General features: G+C 65.1%; 17 protein-coding genes. 8 read left to right on the top strand and 9 right to left on the bottom strand.

Going from position 1 to position 17,894, the window contains the following annotated elements:
- Positions 1-41: 41 nt before the first annotated feature.
- From xylB to HDG34_RS05405, 4 genes are all read left to right on the top strand, one after another.
- On the top strand, positions 42-1,523 hold the full coding sequence (xylB, locus tag HDG34_RS05390; RefSeq protein WP_090801671.1) for a xylulokinase: 1,482 nt from the start codon (positions 42-44) through the stop codon (positions 1,521-1,523).
- Positions 1,524-1,600: 77 nt separating this feature from the next.
- Positions 1,601-2,548, top strand: a complete 948-nt coding sequence (locus tag HDG34_RS05395) for a sugar-binding transcriptional regulator (RefSeq protein WP_184058271.1) — start codon at positions 1,601-1,603, stop codon at positions 2,546-2,548.
- Between the two features lie 446 nt (positions 2,549-2,994).
- Entirely contained in the window at positions 2,995-3,828 is an 834-nt protein-coding gene (locus HDG34_RS05400; RefSeq protein ID WP_184058612.1) for an RNase A-like domain-containing protein, read from the top strand.
- 9 nt (positions 3,829-3,837) lie between these two features.
- Positions 3,838-4,125 carry a contact-dependent growth inhibition system immunity protein gene (locus tag HDG34_RS05405; RefSeq protein WP_184058273.1) on the top strand — a complete coding sequence of 96 codons (288 nt, stop codon included), beginning with the start codon at positions 3,838-3,840 and terminating at the stop codon, positions 4,123-4,125.
- 146 nt (positions 4,126-4,271) lie between these two features.
- Here HDG34_RS05405 and HDG34_RS05410 read toward each other — a convergent pair whose 3' ends face one another.
- The 6 genes from HDG34_RS05410 to HDG34_RS05435 all read right to left on the bottom strand — a co-directional run bounded on the left by HDG34_RS05410 (position 4,272) and on the right by HDG34_RS05435 (position 10,342).
- Positions 4,272-5,381, bottom strand: a complete 1,110-nt coding sequence (locus tag HDG34_RS05410) for an ABC transporter ATP-binding protein (RefSeq protein WP_184058275.1) — start codon at positions 5,379-5,381, stop codon at positions 4,272-4,274.
- A gap of 87 nt (positions 5,382-5,468) precedes the next feature.
- A complete protein-coding gene (locus tag HDG34_RS05415) occupies positions 5,469-6,170 on the bottom strand; it encodes an HAD family phosphatase (protein ID WP_184058277.1) in 702 nt (233 codons plus the stop codon).
- Positions 6,167-7,042, bottom strand: a complete 876-nt coding sequence (locus HDG34_RS05420; protein ID WP_184058279.1) for a carbohydrate ABC transporter permease — start codon at positions 7,040-7,042, stop codon at positions 6,167-6,169. The genes HDG34_RS05415 and HDG34_RS05420 overlap by 4 nt, the downstream gene beginning before the upstream one ends.
- Positions 7,039-7,974: a carbohydrate ABC transporter permease gene (locus HDG34_RS05425; RefSeq protein WP_026226016.1), complete on the bottom strand. Its 936-nt coding sequence runs from the start codon at positions 7,972-7,974 to the stop codon at positions 7,039-7,041. The genes HDG34_RS05420 and HDG34_RS05425 overlap by 4 nt, the downstream gene beginning before the upstream one ends.
- A 168-nt stretch (positions 7,975-8,142) precedes the next feature.
- On the bottom strand, positions 8,143-9,465 hold the full coding sequence (locus HDG34_RS05430; protein WP_184058281.1) for a sugar ABC transporter substrate-binding protein: 1,323 nt from the start codon (positions 9,463-9,465) through the stop codon (positions 8,143-8,145).
- A 97-nt stretch (positions 9,466-9,562) separates the two neighbouring features.
- The gene (locus HDG34_RS05435) at positions 9,563-10,342 is read right to left on the bottom strand and encodes an L-iditol 2-dehydrogenase (RefSeq protein ID WP_184006440.1); all 780 of its coding nucleotides are present in this window, start codon (positions 10,340-10,342) and stop codon (positions 9,563-9,565) included.
- 298 nt (positions 10,343-10,640) lie between these two features.
- On the opposite strand from HDG34_RS05435, the gene HDG34_RS05440 reads away from it, so the two are divergent.
- The 4 genes from HDG34_RS05440 (at position 10,641) to HDG34_RS05455 (ending at position 13,951) form a co-directional block, all read left to right on the top strand.
- Complete coding sequence (locus tag HDG34_RS05440) at positions 10,641-11,138, top strand: Fur family transcriptional regulator (protein WP_184058283.1); 498 nt, start codon at positions 10,641-10,643, stop codon at positions 11,136-11,138.
- Positions 11,139-11,293: 155 nt separating this feature from the next.
- Entirely contained in the window at positions 11,294-12,229 is a 936-nt protein-coding gene (locus tag HDG34_RS05445; RefSeq protein ID WP_409259251.1) for a metal ABC transporter solute-binding protein, read from the top strand.
- Positions 12,226-13,176 (top strand): ABC transporter ATP-binding protein, encoded by a 951-nt coding sequence (locus HDG34_RS05450; protein ID WP_184058287.1) that lies wholly within the window; start codon positions 12,226-12,228, stop codon positions 13,174-13,176. Before HDG34_RS05445 ends, HDG34_RS05450 begins: the two co-directional genes overlap by 4 nt.
- Entirely contained in the window at positions 13,169-13,951 is a 783-nt protein-coding gene (locus HDG34_RS05455; RefSeq protein WP_184058289.1) for a metal ABC transporter permease, read from the top strand. Before HDG34_RS05450 ends, HDG34_RS05455 begins: the two co-directional genes overlap by 8 nt.
- Before the next feature lie 83 nt (positions 13,952-14,034).
- Here HDG34_RS05455 and fghA read toward each other — a convergent pair whose 3' ends face one another.
- The 3 genes from fghA to HDG34_RS05470 all read right to left on the bottom strand — a co-directional run bounded on the left by fghA (position 14,035) and on the right by HDG34_RS05470 (position 17,630).
- The gene (gene fghA / locus HDG34_RS05460; RefSeq protein ID WP_184058290.1) at positions 14,035-14,886 is read right to left on the bottom strand and encodes an S-formylglutathione hydrolase; all 852 of its coding nucleotides are present in this window, start codon (positions 14,884-14,886) and stop codon (positions 14,035-14,037) included.
- 15 nt (positions 14,887-14,901) lie between these two features.
- A complete protein-coding gene (locus HDG34_RS05465) occupies positions 14,902-16,008 on the bottom strand; it encodes an S-(hydroxymethyl)glutathione dehydrogenase/class III alcohol dehydrogenase (protein ID WP_184023024.1) in 1,107 nt (368 codons plus the stop codon).
- A 155-nt stretch (positions 16,009-16,163) separates the two neighbouring features.
- Positions 16,164-17,630, bottom strand: coding sequence for a xylulokinase (locus HDG34_RS05470; RefSeq protein WP_184058292.1), 1,467 nt, complete (start codon positions 17,628-17,630; stop codon positions 16,164-16,166).
- Positions 17,631-17,894 lie beyond the last annotated feature (264 nt).

A 17,894-nucleotide genomic window follows, 5' to 3' on the forward strand; every position in this document is an offset into this window, starting at 1 on the left:
CGCTAAAGTAGCGCATCCCCAACGACGAAGGTTTCGCTCCCATGTACCTTGGCATCGACCTCGGCACGTCCGAAGTGAAAGTTCTGCTGCTCGCCTCCGACGGCCGCGTGATCGGCACCGCAGGCTCGCCGTTCACCGTTTCGCGTCCGCACCAGCGCTGGGCCGAGCAGAATCCCGAAGACTGGTGGGCCGGCACGCGCACGGCGCTCGCCGCGTTGCGCGCGCGTCATCCCGACGAATTCGCGCAGATTCGCGGCATCGGCCTGTCGGGGCAGATGCACGGCGCGGTGCTGCTCGACGCGGAAAACCGCGTGCTGCGGCCCGCGATCCTGTGGAACGACATGCGCAGCGACAAGGAGTGCGCGGAGCTGACCGAGCGCGCGCCGGAACTGCACAGCGTCGCCGGCAATCTGGCGATGCCCGGTTTCACGGCGCCGAAGCTGCTGTGGGTCGCGCGTCACGAGCCGGAGATTTTCGCGAGGACTGCCTGCGTGCTGCTGCCGAAAGACTATCTGCGCCTGCAACTGACGGGCGGCAAGGTGTCCGATCCATCGGACGCGGCCGGCACATTGTGGCTCGACGTCGCGAAACGCGATTGGTCCGATTCGCTGCTCGCTGCCTGCAACATGACGCGCGCGCAGATGCCGGCGCTGCGCGAAGGCAGCGCGCCGGCCGGCACGCTGCTGCCGGAACTCGCGCGCGAATTCGGCCTGCGCGACGACGTGATCGTCGCGGCCGGCGGCGGCGACAACGCGACCAGCGCGATCGGCATCGGCGCGACGCAACCGGGCGACGGCTTCGTGTCGTTGGGCACCTCGGGCGTGCTGTGCGTGGTCGGCGACAGCTTCCGCCCGAACCCGGCCTCCGCCGTGCACGCGTTCTGTCATGCGATCCCGGACCGCTGGCATCAGATGAGCGTGGTGCTGTCGGCGGCGAGCTGTTTGCGCTGGGTCTGCAAGCTGACGTCGACCGACGAGCCGACGCTGCTCGCCGAAATCGAGGCGCTGCCCGCCGAGGCCTTGACCACCGCGCCGCTCTTTTTGCCGTATCTGTCGGGCGAGCGCACGCCGCACAACGACCCCTATGCGCAAGGCGTATTCTTCGGCATGACTCACGCAACCGACCGCGCGCTGCTCGGCTACGCGGTGCTCGAAGGCGTGACGCTCGCGCTGACCGACGGCCTCGACGCGCTGCGCGCGGCCGGCACCGAGGCGAAGGTGTTGTCGCTGCTCGGCGGCGGCGCACGCAGCGACTACTGGGCCCAGTTGCTCGCCGATGCGCTCGACACCGTCACCGTCAAGCACGGCGGCGGCGAAACCGGCGCGGCGCTCGGCGCGGCGCGTCTCGGCTGGCTCGCCGCCGGTGGCGAGCCGGCCACCGTGCTGACCAAGCCGCCTGTCGAAAAGGAGTTCACACCGAATCCGCGCCGCCACGCGCAATTGCGCACCCGGCTCGAAGCGTATCGCGCGCTGTATCGACACGTACGGCCGCTGTTCGATCCCGCGCGCGCACCGCTCGCCTGAGCGTCAACCGCGGCCGGCCCGCGCGACAGACGCGCCGCCGGCCGCTATCATCGGCGCACTTCAACCGAAACCTCATCGTGCCCAGGTCCACAGAAAAACTCGATCTCGCCACACGCGCCGCGTGGCTTTATTACGTCGCGGGCAATACCCAGAACGAAATTGCCGAGAAGCTGCAGGTATCGCGGCCGGTCGCGCAGCGGCTCGTCGCGTTCGCGGTCGAAAAGAACCTGATCCGCGTGCGGGTCGATCACAAGCTCGCTGATTGCCTGTCGCTCGCCGATCAGCTGTCGAAGCGCTACGGCCTCAGCCTATGCGAGATCGTGCCGATCGACGGCGATACGCCCGAGGAAGTCGACCGCAAGCTTGCGGTGGCCGGCGCGCAGGTAATGGAGCGCTATCTGAGCGAGGAAAAGCCGATGGTCGTCGCGGTCAGCAGCGGCCGCACGCTGAAGGCCGCGGTCGATCAGATCGCGCAGCTTGACCGTCCGCAGCATCGGCTGGTATCGATGGTCGGCGCGATCGCGCAGGACGGCTCCTCGAACCGTTACGACGTCGCGCTGCACATTTCGGAAAAGACCGGGGGCAAGCATTTTCTGCTGCCCGCGCCGCTGCTCGCCGACAGCGAGGCCGAGCGCGCGCAGTGGTGCAATCACCGTCTCTATCGGATCGTCGAATCGCTGTCGGCGCAGGCCGATGTCGCGTTCGTCGGCATCGGCAACATTGGGATGACCTGTCCGTTGCACGAGGACGGCTTCATCACGGAAGGCGAGGTGAACGAGCTGATGCAGAACGGCGCGGTCGCCGAAATGCTCGGCCTGCCGATCGATGCGGCCGGCGCGCACGTCGAATCGCCGACCGGCCGACGCGTGACGAGCATCGCGCTCGACACGCCGCCACGCCGGCCGACCATCGGCTTCGCGGGCGGGCTGCGCAAGCGCGAGGCGCTGATCGCGGTGCTCAAGGGGGGGTGGTTGTCGGGGCTCGTGACCGATGAGTTGTGTGCGCGGGCGGCGTTGGAGGCGTGAGTTTCGAATGCGTGCCGGTCGCGCTCTATCGCGTCAACGCCCGCAAGCACCGCTCACGCTTGACGATCTGCAGTGCGTGCCTTTGACACGCATGATTCTTTCAACGCAAGGCATAAAAAAGCGCCCGCAGAAGAAGCGTGCCTTCTGTTTAATCTATCCAGAGCGATTGTCTACTCGCTTGCCAAATCAGTCTTCATCTTCAAGCCAGATACAGAAATATTGACCATCTCCACTACTTATCACAGTACCCGAATCAAATGTCGATTCCCTGCCTGTAGCGCCGTTATGACGAAACAGTCACGGCGAGCATCATGCTGCGGCTATTCCTGCTTGATGCAGAACGGGTCTCGTGCATCGGGCTACGGAAAATTCGGAGTCGTCCGAATCTTGAGAGACGGTCCGCACGGCAGCATCGGAACCCCATAAAAACATCAGAGGGGTTCGATATGCCCGGTGCAGATAATGCCGACGGAGTGAAGGTTGTACTGAGCGCTCCGCAACTCGCGGCCGTGCTATCCCGCCAGTCGATCAGCCAGACCGAGATGCTTTCCAACCGGCTTTGGGGCGGGTTACAGCTCGTCGGCGGCGTGCTGGAAATGGTCGGTGCGGGTGCGCTGTGCGTTTTGCCCGACCCGACGATGGCGAGCAAAGCCGGGTGTGTCGTGTTCGGGGTACATGGTTCGGACTCGGCGGCGGCGGGCCTGCGGCAGGTCTGGACTGGTCAGGATACGGCCACGCTGACCCAGCAGGGCACGACGAAACTCGCTGAAGCGATGAAGGCGAGCCCCGACATGGCGAACAATATCGGCCTGTCGCTCGATATCGCCGTGCCATTCGGCTTTGCCGGCTCGATCAAGGCGGCACGCGCTGCGCGCGTCACGATGGGCCGGATCAACCTGGACATGCATGAGGCGAAGGCGGGCAGCCGGATCGGTGGACATACGCTCTTGAAACATGTCGGACGGACCGAAGCGCAGTTGCGGGAAAGATTGGTAAATGAGCCGAAGCGGAAAATCGTGTCGTCGTTCACAAGCCGCGGGACTGCGGAATGGGCTATATCGGAAGTTATGTCTTCAAACGTAGGTAGAATCCGCACGTGGGCGCAGAATCCGACGCGAGATATTACTCTCACACTGATTAAGCACGTCGCGGGTGACGTTGGATATGGGATATCGAGGGCAACAGGAAAGCTAACGAAGATGAACAGGGTTACAGTCTTTCTAAAGTACGAACCCTATAATGGCATGTCATATTACGTGCTTACCGCTTACATTGACTGAAGGGAAACGATGTCGCCCGAACGCTACCCGGCGATGCGCCGCATATTCCACGTGTATTTTGGTCAGGATTTTGACCTGTTTGGCGAAACCATTGCTGAAATCGTGGCTTGTTACAAGAAGGACAGTCCCCACACATATTCGGATTTGATTCGTGAAATCAATTCGTTCATGGATGAGCACTCGACCGATCTGGATTCTGCGTTCGAAACAAGCTATGGAGCGGGTTTTGATCCGACACTGTGGGGACACACCACCGAGTCTTTTCTTAATGAACTTAAGCGTCTCATGAGCGAGTAACCTCGTTTTCCCCGAACCGGACGACTCCCCGCCGTCCGGTAGGTTTTTCGTGCGTTCGTTTCACCTTGGCAAGCGAACGCGCCTAACACCTTCCACGGACAGCGCCTTGCGTGCGCCGCCTGCTTATGCAATGCGTCATCGCGCGATCACGCCGCCAGCACCTCAACAATCTTGCGCTGGAACGCCTTGCCTTCGCTATCAAACAGATGGCAATGCTCGGGCGTCGCGCCGAGCTTCTGCGTATTGCCCTTCGCATGCCGTTCGAGCGGCGGAATCCGCGCGATCAAACCATCGGGCGCGACGCTCGACTCCGCGTACAGATACGCGGCATCGCCGAGCGATTCGACCGTCATCGTGCGTGCCTCGATACCATCCTCGGTCGTGCTGACGTGCAGATGCTCGGGGCGGATGCCGACCGTCACCTTGTCGCCCTGCTTGGCCGCGCCCGGCTCGACCAACACGCGCTGCGTCTCGCCGGTCTCGTAACGCACCGAGACGCCGTCATGCGACACCGACTGCACGACGCCTTCCATGAAGTTCATCTTCGGCGAGCCGATGAAGCCGGCGACGAAGCGGTTCGCCGGCGCGTGATACAGCATCGTCGGACTGCCGACCTGCTCCAGATTGCCCGCCGACAACACGACGATCTTGTCGGCCAAAGTCATCGCCTCGACCTGGTCGTGCGTCACGTAGATCATCGTCGTCTTCAGCTCGTCGTGCAGGCGTGCGAACTCGAGGCGCATCTTCACGCGCAGCGCGGCGTCGAGATTCGACAGCGGCTCGTCGAACAGGAACACCTTCGGCTTGCGCGTGATCGCGCGGCCGATCGCGACGCGCTGACGCTGGCCACCCGACAGCTGCTTCGGCTTGCGATCGAGCAGATGGTCGATGTGCAGGATCTTCGCCGCGTTGCGCACGGCTGAGTCGATCTCCGGCTTCTTCGCGCCGGCAAGCTTCAGGCCGAACGCCATGTTGTCGTACAGCGTCATGTGCGGATACAGCGCGTACGACTGGAACACCATTGCGATGCCGCGCTTGGCCGGCGGCACGTCGTTCATGCGCACGGCGTCGATGTTCAGATCGCCGCCCGTGATGTCCTCGAGGCCCGCGATCATCCGCATCAGGGTCGATTTGCCGCAACCGCTCGGCCCGACGAACACGACGAACTCGCCATCGGCGATGTCGAGATTGATGTCGCGCATCACTTCGTTGTCGTCGTAGGCCTTTCTGATGTCGCGCAAGGTTACGCTTGCCATGATGTGTCTCCGTGTAATGCTGTTCGATGCTGCTCGTTACTTCGTGCTGCTACCTGATGCCGTGTCACGTCGCGTGCATTCGTGCGCTCATGGCGCCGCGGCCGTCGCGGAGAGCGTCCATTGCGCGACGAGGTCGGGCAACTGCCGCATGTCCTCGAACACATGACGCGCGCCCGCCGCGTGCAATCGATCGATCTGCGCATCGCTCGCATGACCGCCGCCGATAAACCCCAGCACCGCCATGCCCGCCGTGGCCGCCGCCGTGACGCCGGTCACGCTGTCCTCGACGACGAGGCACGCACCCGGCGCGAGCCCGAAGCCTTGCGCCGCCGCCAGGTACACGTCCGGCGCGGGCTTCGGATTCGGCACCGCGTCGGCGCAGAACAGCCGCTCGCCGAAGAAACGCTTCAGGCCCGTGCGCGCCAGCACCGTCTCGACGTAGGGCCGGAAGCTATTGCTCGCGCAGCCTTTGACGAGCGGCACCTGGGTCAGCGCCATCTCGATGCCATCGACCGCGGGCGCCTCGATCGCCGCCGCTTCGACCGCGCGGCGGATCGCATCGATATCGTCGGCACCGAGCTGTTTGCCGAGCTGAGTCGCGGTGTCCTGCAACACGCGCTCGATGCGCAGCCCGAGCAGCGGCAGCACGACCGGCGCGGCGTCGATGCCGGGCCAGCGCGCCTCGAGTTCGCGCACCAGCATGCGCGCGGCCACCGCTTCGCTGTCGATCAGCACGCCGTCGCAATCGCAAATCAACGCATAGCGCGCGATGCCCGGGCCAGCCGTCATTTGACGGCCCCGAACGTGAGCCCGCGCACCAACTGCTTCTGCGACAGCCAGCCGACGATCAGGATCGGCGCGACCGCCAGCAACGAAGCGGCCGACAACTTGGCCCAGAACAAACCTTCAGGACTCGAATACGACGCGATGAACACGGTCAGCGGCGCCGCGTTCGAGCTCGACAGGTTGATGCTCCAGAACGCCTCGTTCCACGCCAGGATCACGAGCAACAGCGCGGTCGACGCGAGCCCGGGCAGCGCCATCGGCATCAGCAGATAGACGATCTCCTGCCACGTCGCCGCGCCGTCGATGCGCCCGGCTTCGAGAATGTCGCGCGGAATCTCGGCGAAGTACGTGAACGCCATCCAGACCGCGATCGGCAGATTGATCAGCGTGTAGACGATGATCAGGCCCGACACGGTATCCAGAAGGCCGGTGTTTTTCCACAGCAGATAGATCGGCACCAGCACGCCGACCGACGGCATCATCTTCGTCGACAGCATCCACAGCAGCACTTTCTGCGTGCGGCGCGTCGGGAAAAACGCCATCGCGTACGCGCACGGCACCGCGAGGATCAGGCACAGCAGTGTGACGCCGACCGAGATCAGTATCGAGTTCCACGCGAACGCGAAGTAGTTGCTGCGCGCGAACACCTCGCGGAAGCTGTCGAGCGTCGGCACGAAAAACAGCGACGACGCATAGGCCTGCTGCTCGGTCTTGAACGCGGTGATCGTCATCCAGAAGATCGGGAAGAACAGCAGCAGCGCGACGAGCCACGCGATCACGCCGGGAATGCCGCGACGAATCGTGTCGAACGGCGATTTGGTCGGCACCGCGACCGGCTGCGTCGTCGATGCCGTAGTGGAGGCAACGTGGCTCATTTTTCGTACTCCCCTTTCAGGTTCTTCGCGAGCATCCGCACGAGGAAGATCGACACGATGTTGGCCAGCACGACCGCGAGAATACCGCCCGCCGAGGCGAGACCGACGTCGAACTGCTGCAGGCCCAGCGCGAAGATCAGGTACGACAGGGTGGTGGTCGCGTTGCCCGGACCGCCGCCCGTGGTCGTATAGATCTCGGCGAAGATCGACAGCAGGAAAATCGTCTCCATCATCACGACGACCGCGATTGCACGTCGCAGGTGCGGCAGCGTGATGTAGAAGAACATCGAGAACGGACCGGCGCCGTCGATCTTCGCGGCTTCCTTCTGCTCCTGGTCGAGCGACTGGATCGACGTGAACAGGATCAGGAACGCGAACGGCAGCCACTGCCACGCGACGATCATGATCACCGCGGTGAGCGGATAGTCGGCGAACCAGTCGATCGGCTGCATGCCGAGCGCGCGCATGCCCTGCGCGACGAGGCCGTACACCGGGTGCAGGATCATGTTCTTCCAGATCAACGCGCTGACCGTCGGCATCACGAAGAACGGGCCGATCGCGAGCAGGCGTGCCACGCCCTGCCCGTAGAACTTGCGATCGAACAGGATCGCCATCAGCACGCCGCCGCCCACGGTGATCACGAGCACCCACACGATCAGCTCGATCGTATGCGCGATCGACGGACCGAACGACGGATCGGTCGCGAGATAGCGGTAGTTGTCGAAGCCGGCGAAGCCGCGCAGATCGGGATTGAGCAGGTTGTAGTGCGAGAACGAGAACCAGATCGTCATCGCGAGCGGAATGACCATCCACAGCACGAGCACGCCGACCGACGGCGCCACGAGCCAGCGGGCCGAATTGGCCTTACGCTCCTCGCGTTCTTTTTCTGTCTGGGGATGGGTTTGCATCAGAGGTAGGCGCAAAGGACGCATGATGGACCACCTGTTCGGTAATGCGCGGAGCGTTCGCCGGAGCCGCGTATGTGCGACGCGGCGTGCCGTGCCTGAATGGCGCACGACACGCGCCGCATCGCATCGGGCGCAGACGAACGGCCGCCCTGCTGCATGAGCCGCATCGGTCGATGCGGCGGACCTGCCGGGTTACTTCTGATAACCCGCCTGCTTGACCGCGCGATTCGCGGCCGCGTTGCCGGCCGCGAGTGCCTGGTCGACCGTCATCTGACCGGCGATCGCGCCGGAGATGCTCTGCCCGACCACCGTGCCGAACGACTGGAATTCGGGAATTCCGACGAACTGCACACCCGTGTACGGGACCGGCTTCAAGGTCGGATGATCCGGGTCGGCGGTCTGGATCGCCTTTAGCACGAAGTCGCCGAACGGCGCGGCCTGCTTGTACTCGGGGCGCGCGTAGGTGGACTCGCGCGTGCCCGGCGGCACCGAGGCCCAGCCCTCATCCTTCGCGACCATTTCAATGTACTCCTTCGAGGTCGACCACTCGATGAACTTCTTCGCCGCATCTTGCTGCTTCGACGACTTCGGAATCGCGAGCGCCCACGCCCACAGCCAGTGCGAGCCCTTCGGCGTGACCTCGATCGGCGCGGCCGCGAATCCGACCTTGTCGGCGATCTGCGACTGCTGCTTGTTGTAGAGCATGCCGGCCGCGACCGTCGCGTCGATCCACATCGCGCACTTGCCCGACGACATCAGCGTCAGGTTTTCGTTGAAGCCGTTCGAGCTCGCTCCCGGAGGACCGTCCTTCCTCAGCAGATCGACGTAGAACGTTATCGCCTTCTTCCATTCCGGCGAGGTCAGCTGCGCGTTCCACTTCTCGTCGAACCAGCGGCCGCCGAAGGTGTTCACGACCGTCGTGGCGTACGCCATATTCTCGCCCCAGCCCGCCTTGCCGCGCAGGCAGATGCCGTATTGCTCCTTGGACTTGTCGGTGAGCTTGTCGGCGAATTGGGCGATCTGGTCGTAGGTCGGCTGGTCGGGCATCTTCAGACCGGCCTTGTCGAACAGATCCTTGCGGTAATAGGTCATCGAGCTTTCGACGTAGAACGGCAGCGCGTACAGCTGGCCGTTCGCGGACAGGCCGTCGCGGGCCGTCTTCACGACGTCGTTGAGGTCATAGCTCGCCGGCAGGTTGGTGATCGGCGCGAGCCAGCCGCGCTTGCCCCATTGCGGGGTTTCATACGCGCCGATCGTCATTACGTCGAACTGGCCGCTGCCGGTCGTGATGTCGGTCGTCGCGCGCTGACGCAGCACGTTTTCCTCGAGGATCACCCAGTTCAGCTTGATGTCCGGATTCGCTTTTTCGAACGCGGGCGACAGCTTCTTCAACTCGATCATGTCCGGATTGTTCAGCGTCGCGATCGTCACCGTCGCCGCCGATGCGCTCAGCGCGAAGCAGGTGGCCGCGCCGGCGCCGGCCGCCTTCAGCACGAATTTGAAAGCTGGTTTCATCGTTGTCTCCTTTCTCGTACGTTATGTGATGCTGCGTTCGTTTGACGGAATGACGCGCCGCTCAGAGCAGTCAACGTGCCCGCTCCCTGCTCTTTATTCAGCTCATCCAGTTGCCGCCGTCGACGTTCAGCGTCTGCGCGGTGATGTAGTCGGCATCGGCCGACGCGAGGAACAGCGCGGCGCCGGTCAGGTCGTCGGGCACGCCCATGCGGCCGAGCGGCACGGCCTCGCCGACGAGGCGCTTCTTCTCGCCGAGCGGCCGGTTCTCGTAGCGCGCGAACAGCGCGTCGACCTCGTTCCACATCGGCGTGTCGACGACGCCCGGTGCGATGCCGTTCACATTGATCTTATGCGGCGCGAGCGCGAGCGCCGCGGACTGCGTATAGCTCAACACCGCCGCCTTGGTCGCGCAGTAGTGCGACACGAGCGCCTCGCCGCGGCGCCCGGCCTGCGACGACATGTTGATGATCTTGCCGCCGCGGCCCTGCTCGACCATCTGCCGCGCGACCGCCTGCATCAGGAAGAACATGCCCTTCACGTTGACCGCGAACAGGCGGTCGAACACGTCCCAGGATTCGTCGAGGAGCGGGCGCATGTCGAACAGCGCCGCATTGTTGAACAGGATGTCGATCTGGCCGAAGCAGCCGAGCGTGCTCGTGACGATGCGCTCGATGTCCTCGCGGCGCCGGACGTCGGCGCTGACGCTCAACACGCGCTCGCCGTAGATGCCGCGCAGCGCGCCGCCGAGGCTGTCGGTCGGCTTCACGTCGACCAGCACGCAGCGCGCGCCCTCGTCGAGATAGCGCAGGGCTACCGCTTCACCGATACCGCTGGCCGCGCCCGTCAGAATGGCGACTTTGTCCTGCAATCGTGCCACTGCCTGTCTCCGCTTCGTTTTTACATTTTGGCGCGCGGTGAGCGAACGCTCATCACGCGAACAATTGCTCGGCTAGTGATCGAATGATCGGATACGGACCGGATCATGTCAAGGCACGCGGACGAATTTCGATGGTGCAGCGCGGCAGGAGCAAGCCCATTGCGCCATCGGTCGCCACGACGCGTTCGCTGCGTGCCGCCGTGCGAAGATTCGCACCGCTGACAAAAAATCGCGCTACGTTATATCATTTCGACCTTGCAGCCCGCTCGGGGGCCGCCATGTCAGGAGATTCACGCCGATGACTACCTCGCTCGCCGAACAGCACGCCATGCGGCTCGCGCATGCGGACGCGCACGCCGCGGCGCAGGGGCTCGCGCTGACGCCGCTGCGCCGCCAGGTGTACGCGGCGATCGTCGCGAGCGAGCGGCCGGTCGGCGCGTACGAGTTGCTCGACGCGCTCGCCCCCGAGCGCGGTCGCATGTCGCCGACCACCGTCTATCGCGCGCTCGACTTCCTCGTCGTGCACGGCTTCGTACACCGGATCGAATCGAAGAACGCGTTCGTCGCCTGCTGCGAAATCGGCGTGCCGCATCGCAGCCAGTTCCTGCTGTGCGACGGTTGCGGCGCGACCGTCGAGATTCCCGGCGACGAGCTCGCCGACCGCCTGTCGCACAGCTCACCCGCGCATGGCTTCGAGGTGCATCGTCAGGTGATCGAGCTAAGTGGACTGTGCGGGCCATGTGCGCGAGCGGCGAAGCCTGGCGGCGCCGGCGGCGCAGCAGGCAATTCGTCGTGATCAGAGGCGCGGCGCCGCGCTAAGCACCACCCCGTGCCACCCCGTATTTGGCCTTGCCACCGCGAGTGGCTGATTCAACTCTCACCCAGCAGGAAACAACGATGAAAACAATCGGTTCGATGTTGTCTAGAGCGCACCGCGCGCTGAAGCGTTCGATGTCTGTGCGCACCCATCTGTGCACCTGCCTGCTCGCGATCGCGGCGCTCGGCTTCGGCCACAACGCGTTCGCCGCCGACGCGAAAATTCCGGTCGTCGCCGCGGAGAACTTTTATGGCGACGTGGTCCGGCAACTCGGCGGCGATCGCGTCGACGTGACCAGCATCCTCAGCAACCCGGACCAGGACCCGCATCTGTTCGAAGCGAGCCCGGCCACCGCGCGCGCGTTACAGCATGCGAGCCTCGTCGTCTACAACGGCGCCGACTACGATCCGTGGATGGTGAAGCTGCTGGCCGCGTCGAAAGGCGCGCATCGCACGGTGATCATCGCGGCCGACCTCGTCGGCAAAAAAGGCGGCGACAATCCGCACCTGTGGTACGACCCGGCGACGATGCCGAAAGTCGCGCGCGCGGTCTGCGACGCACTCGGCGCTGCTGACCCGGCGCACAAGCCGGCGTACGATGCGAACCTCGCGAAGTTTCTCGATTCGCTGAAGCCGATCGACGCGAAGGTCGCCGAGCTGCACGGCCGCTATGCGGGCTTGCCGGTCACGGCGACGGAGCCGGTGTTCGGCTATATGTCTGACGCGATTGGCCTCGCCATGCGCAACCAGCGCTTCCAGCTCGCCACGATGAACGACACCGAAGCGAGCGCGGCCGATATCGCCGCGTTCGAACGCGATCTGCGCGAGCGGCGCGTGCGCGTGCTGATCTATAACAGCCAGGCCACCGAGGCGCTGACCAAACGCATGCTGAAGCTCGCGCAACAATCGAAGGTACCGACGATGAGCGTCACCGAAACCCTGCCGCCCGGCAAGACCTATCAGACGTGGATGCTGACGCAGCTCGATGCGTTGCAGAAAGCGCTCGCGGCGGGTGACACGAACGGCGCGATCGGCGCGACCAGCGCGAGCGCGAAAGGCAAGGCTCCATGATTCCGACTGGCCATCAAACGCCAGCAGGTGCGCAATCAGGCGCACCCACCGCGCGCGGCGACCGGCCCGTGCTCGAACTCGACAACGTGACGCTCGATCTGGGCGGCCGCACGATCCTGCGCGACACCAGCTTCGTCGTGAACCAGGGCGAGTTCATCGGCGTGCTCGGGCCCAACGGCGCGGGCAAGACGACGCTGATGCGCGCGGTGCTCGGCCTCGTGCCGGCCGCGGGCGGCGCGATCCGCGTGCTCGGGCAGACGGTCGAGCGCGGCAACGCGTCGATCGGCTATATGCCGCAGACGCGCAGCGCGCTCGCCGGCCGTCGCGTGCGCGGCCGCGATCTGGTCGCGATGGCAGCCGATGGTCATCGCTGGGGCTTGCCGCATGCGGATGCAAAAACGCGCGCGGACGTCGATCGGGTGCTCGAGCTCGTCGGCGGGACGACTCTGTCGAAGCGGCCACTGTCGGAGTTGTCGGGCGGCGAACGGCAGCGGCTCCTGCTCGCGCAATGCCTGCTCGGCAATCCGAAACTGCTGCTGCTCGATGAACCGTTGATCAGTCTCGATCCGCATCACCAGAAGAGCGTCGTCGAACTGGTGCGGCGCGTGCAGCAGGAGCTCGGCATCGCGGTGCTGTTCTCCGCGCACGAACTCAATCCGCTGCTGAACTCGATCGATCGCGTGCTGTATCTCGGCAGCGGCGTCGCGGCGCTCGGCACCGTCGACGAAGTGATCACACGGCCGGTGCTGTCGCGTCTGTACGGCTCGCCGATCGACGTGATGCGCGTGAACGGCCGCATCTTCGTGATGTCGGGCGGCGTCGAAGTCGAGAAGCACGATCACGGGCACGAACACGACGAGGACGGCGGACATACGCATTCGCACAGCCACTCACACAGTCATCCAGACCCGCAAGACTCACGCGACGGACACACGCACGATGTTTGAATACGATTTCATGGTGAACGCCTTCGCGGCCTCGGGGATCGTCGCGGTGCTGGCAGGCGTGGTCGGCTATTTTCTCGTGATGCGCGGACAGACGTTCGCGGGCCACGCGTTGTCGCACGTCGGCTTCACCGGCGCGACCGGCGCGGTGCTGATCGGCCTCCCGCCTCTCTGGGGGATGATCGGCTTCACGCTCGCGGCCGGTGTGGGCATGGGCGCGCTCGGCGAACGGCTCGCCGGCCGCGACGTCGCGATCGGCGTAATCCTTTCCTTGTCGCTCGGCTTTGGGCTGCTGTTTCTGCATTTCTTCACCGCCTACGCGACGCAGGTGACGGCGCTGCTGTTTGGCAACGTGCTCGGCGTCAATGCAGCGACGCTCGGTGTGCTCGCGGCGTTGGGCGTCGTCAGTCTGGCCGCGCTCGCGGCCATCATGCGGCCGCTGCTGTTCGCGTCGCTGCAACCGGAGCTGGCCGAAGCGAAGGGCGTGTCGCTGCGCCGCGTGTCGGTGCTGTTTCTCGCGATCGCCGCGCTAGCCGTCGCCGCTTGCACGCAGATCGTCGGCGTGCTGCTCGTGTTCACGCTGATGGTGGGGCCGGCCGCCGCCGCGCAGAACCTGAGCACGCGGCTGTCGACGGGTCTCGTGCTCGCGGCCGGGTTCGCGCTCGCGCAGGCGTGGCTCGGGCTGACGCTCGCGTTCTATACCGATTGCCCGACGAGCTTCTGGATCACCGCGCTGTCGGCGGTGGTGTATGGCGGGAGTCTGTTGAAGCGGCATTGAGCGGCGCTTACGCCGAGCAAATGAAAAAACGGCGGCACATGAAGTGCCGCCGTTTTTTTTTGCCCCGCGTTTTACGACGTTGTTCAGCCGAGCAATACCTTCGCGTGATGCGCGAGATGATCCTCGACGAACGTCGAGATGAAGTAGTAGCCGTGGTCGTAACCCGCATGCCGGCGCAACGTCAGTGGCTGACCCGCGGCCTTGCACGCCGCTTCGAATACGTCGGGATTGAGCTGCCTGGGCAGGAACTGATCCGCGAGCCCCTGATCGACGAGAATCCCTTCCGCGAACTTGTGCGTCGCGTGCGAAACCAGCTCGCTCGCGTCGTACTGCTTCCACGCTTGACGGTTCTCGCCGAGATAACCGCTAAACGCCTTCTCGCCCCAGGGACAACGCATCGGCGCCGCGATCGGCGCGAACGCCGACACCGACCGATAAATGTCCGGATTTCGCAGCGCGAGCATCAGCGCGCCGTGCCCGCCCATCGAATGACCGAAGATGCCGAGACGCGCGCCATCGATCGGCAGGTTCGCAAGCGCCGTTTCGCGCAGCTCGTCGCGCACGTACGAGTACATGCGGTAGTTCCGCGCCCACGGCTGCTCGGTCGCGTCGACATAAAAGCCCGCGCCGACGCCGAAGTCCCACGCATCGCTCTCGCCTGGCACGCCCGCGCCGCGAGGGCTCGTATCCGGCGCGATCAGCGCGATGCCGTGCCGGGCCGCGAAGCGCTGCGCGCCGGCCTTGATCGCGAAGGTCTCTTCGGTGCAGGTCAGCCCCGCTAGGTAGAACAGCGCGGGCACCTTCGCATTGCCCTGCAACGCCTGCGGCGGCAGATAGACCGAGAAGCGCATCGGCAGACCGACGGTGCGCGACTCGTGCCGGTAAAAGCGCTGCTCGCCGCCGTGGCAGGCGTGCGACGATAGTAGTTCGAGCATCGCGACCCTCCTCGCTTAGTAGAGCACGACCGAGCGGATCGACTCGCCCTTCTTCATCAGCTCGAAGCCCTCGTTGATGCGCTCGAGCGGCAGACGGTGCGTAATCAGATCGTCGATATTGATCTTGCCTTCCATGTACCAGTCGACGATCTTCGGCACGTCGGTGCGGCCTCGCGCGCCGCCGAACGCCGAGCCCTTCCACTCGCGGCCCGTCACCAGCTGGAACGGCCGCGTGCTGATCTCCTCGCCCGCCGCCGCGACGCCGATGATGAACGACTGCCCCCAACCCTTGTGCGTGCATTCGAGCGCCTGGCGCATCACCTTCACGTTGCCGATGCATTCGAACGAGTAGTCGGCGCCGCCGTCGGTCAGCTGCACGATGTGATCGACGACGTTCTCGACTTCGTTCGGGTTGATGAAGTGCGTCATGCCGAACTTCTTCGCTAGCTCGACGCGGCCCGGGTTGAGATCGACACCGATGATCTTGTCCGCGCCGACCATCTTCGCGCCTTGAATCACGTTCAGCCCGATACCGCCGAGCCCGAACACCACCACGTTCGCACCCGCCTCGACCTTCGCCGAATACACGACCGCGCCGACGCCGGTCGTCACACCGCAGCCGATGTAGCAGATCTTGTCGAACGGCGCGTCTTCACGCACCTTCGCGACCGCGATCTCCGGCACGACGATGTAGTTCGAGAACGTCGACGTGCCCATGTAGTGAAACAGCGGCTTGCCATCGAGCGAGAAGCGCGAGGTCGCGTCGGGCATCAGGCCTTTGCCCTGCGTCGCGCGGATCGCCTGGCAGAGATTCGTTTTGCGCGACAGGCAGAACTTGCACTGACGGCATTCGGGCGTGTAGAGCGGAATCACGTGATCGCCCTTCTTCAGCGTGCCGACGCCCGGCCCGACATCGACGATCACGCCCGCGCCTTCGTGGCCGAGAATCGCCGGGAAGATGCCTTCGGGATCGGCGCCCGACAGCGTGTAGTAGTCGGTGTGGCAGATGCCCGTCGCCTTCACTTCGATCAGGACTTCACCGGCGCGCGGACCTTCGAGATCGACTTCCTCGATCGTCAACGGGGCGCCGGCTTTCCATGCGATTGCTGCTTTGGTCTTCATCGTCAATGCTCCTGTGAGTCCGTGAGTCCGTGAATGCGAAATGGCATCGCGTGCCGGCGACTACGTGGCGCGCGAAAAGCGTCATGGTATTGCATAGTGCGTGAAGGCTGCCTCGCCGATGGCTGCGCTCGGCACCGTGTTCAACGCCGTCGCTGTCACTGCGGTTCGCCCGGCGCGCTACCACCGAACCACGGCTCGACCAGGCCATACAGATCGACGAAGCGCGCATAGCGTTCAGCGAGCGCCGCATCGCCGCGTGGACCCGCGACGCGCGTCGCGCCCGGCGCGAGCGCGGCGAGATCGCGCGTCTGCCAGTGGCCGCACGCGAGACCGCCGAGGATCGCCGCGCCGCGCGGCGCCGCGTTCGGGCAATCGACCGCATGCAGGTCGACGTCGAGCGCATCGGCGAGCAGTTGTCGCCAGCGCGCATCGACGGAGCCGCCGCCCGCGAGCTTGAGCGCCGTCACCGGCGCGCCGCTCGCGCGAATCGCGTCGAGCCCCGCGCGCAACGAGAACGCGACGCCCTCGAACGCGGCACGCATCATCGCGCCGCGCGTATGCTCGAGCGACAAACCGAGCCAGCCGCCGCGCGCCTGCGGGTTCAGCCACGGCGTGCGCTCGCCCGTCAGGTACGGCAGGAAGCTCAGCGTCGACGCCACTTCAGCGGCGGCATGAGCGCTTGCATCAGCCGCATCGTCAAATGCCTCTCGGTAAGCCTCCGCCCACCCAAACGACAGCCACCCGCGCACCCGCTCCAGCGCGATGCCGACGTTCTGCATCGCCGCCATCCGATACCAGTGATCGCTCGCCGCGCGATAGCGATGCAAGCCCTTCAGCGGCGCAGGCTCGTCGTTCGCGAGCACGACGATCTGTCCGCCGGTGCCGGTCGTCAGCAGCGCGTCGCCGTCACGCACGAGTCCGCTGCCGAGCGCCGCGCACGGCGTATCCGCGGCGCCGGCTGCGAGCACGATACCGGCCCGTAAGCCAAGTGCCTGCGCGGCCTGCGGCGACAGCGCGCCCGCCGCCGCATACGACGGCGCCACAGGCGCGAACCACTCAGACGGAATCTCGAGGCGTTGCAGCAGCGCCGTGTCCCACGCGCCGGCGGGATCGGCGAGCGCGGTCGCGCACGCGTCGGACGCATCGGTCACGCACGCGCCGCCGAGCGCGACGCGCAGCCAGTCCTTCGGCTGCAGCGCCCAGCGCGTGCGGCGCGCGGCTTCCGGTTCTTGCAGCACGAGCCAGCGCAGCAGCGGTCCGGCCATGCCGGGCGCGACCGGATTCGGTTGCGGCTCGGGCCACGCGTCGAGCATGGCGAGCGCGCGCGAGTCCGGCCACAGCATGGCGCGCCGCACCGCTGCGCCGTTTGCATCGAGCAGCACGACGCCGTGCATCTGGCCAGAGAAGCCAATCGCGCGCACGCCGTCACGCAGCTCGCGCGGCAGGCCCGCCATCGCATGGACGAGCGCGTTCCACCAGGTCTCGACGTCGATTTCGGCCCAACCCGCGTGCGGCGTAACGAGCGCATAAGCGACGCTCGATACCGCCTGCTCGCGTCCATGTTCGTCGACGATTGCCGCTTTCAGGGAGCCGGTGCCGAGATCGATGCCGAGAAAACTCATGAGCGCAGGGACGTTGAAACGAGGTGAAGAAGGAGCCAGCGAGACTGGCGACGAAGTGGGAAAGCGAAGCTCAAAGGCGAAGCTGCACAGACGTCGCGAACGTTGAACAAACGGCTCGGAAAACACGCGAAAAAAAACCATTCGCGGGTTAACCCCGCCGTGCTGCGAGCGTCATCAAAACAGGACTATGCGTGAAGCGTGATACACGTCATTGATTCTCACACATATCCCCTCGCGCGACGAACCCGCGCCGCGCACGCCATG

The sequence above is a fragment of the Paraburkholderia sp. HC6.4b genome (genome assembly GCF_014200875.1).
Lineage (GTDB): Bacteria > Pseudomonadota > Gammaproteobacteria > Burkholderiales > Burkholderiaceae > Paraburkholderia > Paraburkholderia tuberum.

What these genes read in the sequence shown, in the direction of transcription:
- fghA (WP_184058290.1), bottom strand. Translation starts at nt 14,886, where the DNA reads ATGCTCGAACTACTATCGTCGCACGCCTGCCACGGCGGCGAGCAGCGC.
- HDG34_RS05420 (WP_184058279.1), bottom strand. Translation starts at nt 7,042, where the DNA reads ATGAGCCACGTTGCCTCCACTACGGCATCGACGACGCAGCCGGTCGCG.
- HDG34_RS05470 (WP_184058292.1), bottom strand. Translation starts at nt 17,630, where the DNA reads ATGAGTTTTCTCGGCATCGATCTCGGCACCGGCTCCCTGAAAGCGGCA.
- HDG34_RS05400 (WP_184058612.1), top strand. Translation starts at nt 2,995, where the DNA reads ATGCCCGGTGCAGATAATGCCGACGGAGTGAAGGTTGTACTGAGCGCT.
- HDG34_RS05425 (WP_026226016.1), bottom strand. Translation starts at nt 7,974, where the DNA reads ATGCGTCCTTTGCGCCTACCTCTGATGCAAACCCATCCCCAGACAGAA.
- HDG34_RS05430 (WP_184058281.1), bottom strand. Translation starts at nt 9,465, where the DNA reads ATGAAACCAGCTTTCAAATTCGTGCTGAAGGCGGCCGGCGCCGGCGCG.
- HDG34_RS05440 (WP_184058283.1), top strand. Translation starts at nt 10,641, where the DNA reads ATGACTACCTCGCTCGCCGAACAGCACGCCATGCGGCTCGCGCATGCG.
- xylB (WP_090801671.1), top strand. Translation starts at nt 42, where the DNA reads ATGTACCTTGGCATCGACCTCGGCACGTCCGAAGTGAAAGTTCTGCTG.
- HDG34_RS05405 (WP_184058273.1), top strand. Translation starts at nt 3,838, where the DNA reads ATGTCGCCCGAACGCTACCCGGCGATGCGCCGCATATTCCACGTGTAT.
- HDG34_RS05450 (WP_184058287.1), top strand. Translation starts at nt 12,226, where the DNA reads ATGATTCCGACTGGCCATCAAACGCCAGCAGGTGCGCAATCAGGCGCA.
- HDG34_RS05410 (WP_184058275.1), bottom strand. Translation starts at nt 5,381, where the DNA reads ATGGCAAGCGTAACCTTGCGCGACATCAGAAAGGCCTACGACGACAAC.
- HDG34_RS05415 (WP_184058277.1), bottom strand. Translation starts at nt 6,170, where the DNA reads ATGACGGCTGGCCCGGGCATCGCGCGCTATGCGTTGATTTGCGATTGC.
- HDG34_RS05455 (WP_184058289.1), top strand. Translation starts at nt 13,169, where the DNA reads ATGTTTGAATACGATTTCATGGTGAACGCCTTCGCGGCCTCGGGGATC.
- HDG34_RS05445 (WP_409259251.1), top strand. Translation starts at nt 11,294, where the DNA reads ATGTCTGTGCGCACCCATCTGTGCACCTGCCTGCTCGCGATCGCGGCG.
- HDG34_RS05465 (WP_184023024.1), bottom strand. Translation starts at nt 16,008, where the DNA reads ATGAAGACCAAAGCAGCAATCGCATGGAAAGCCGGCGCCCCGTTGACG.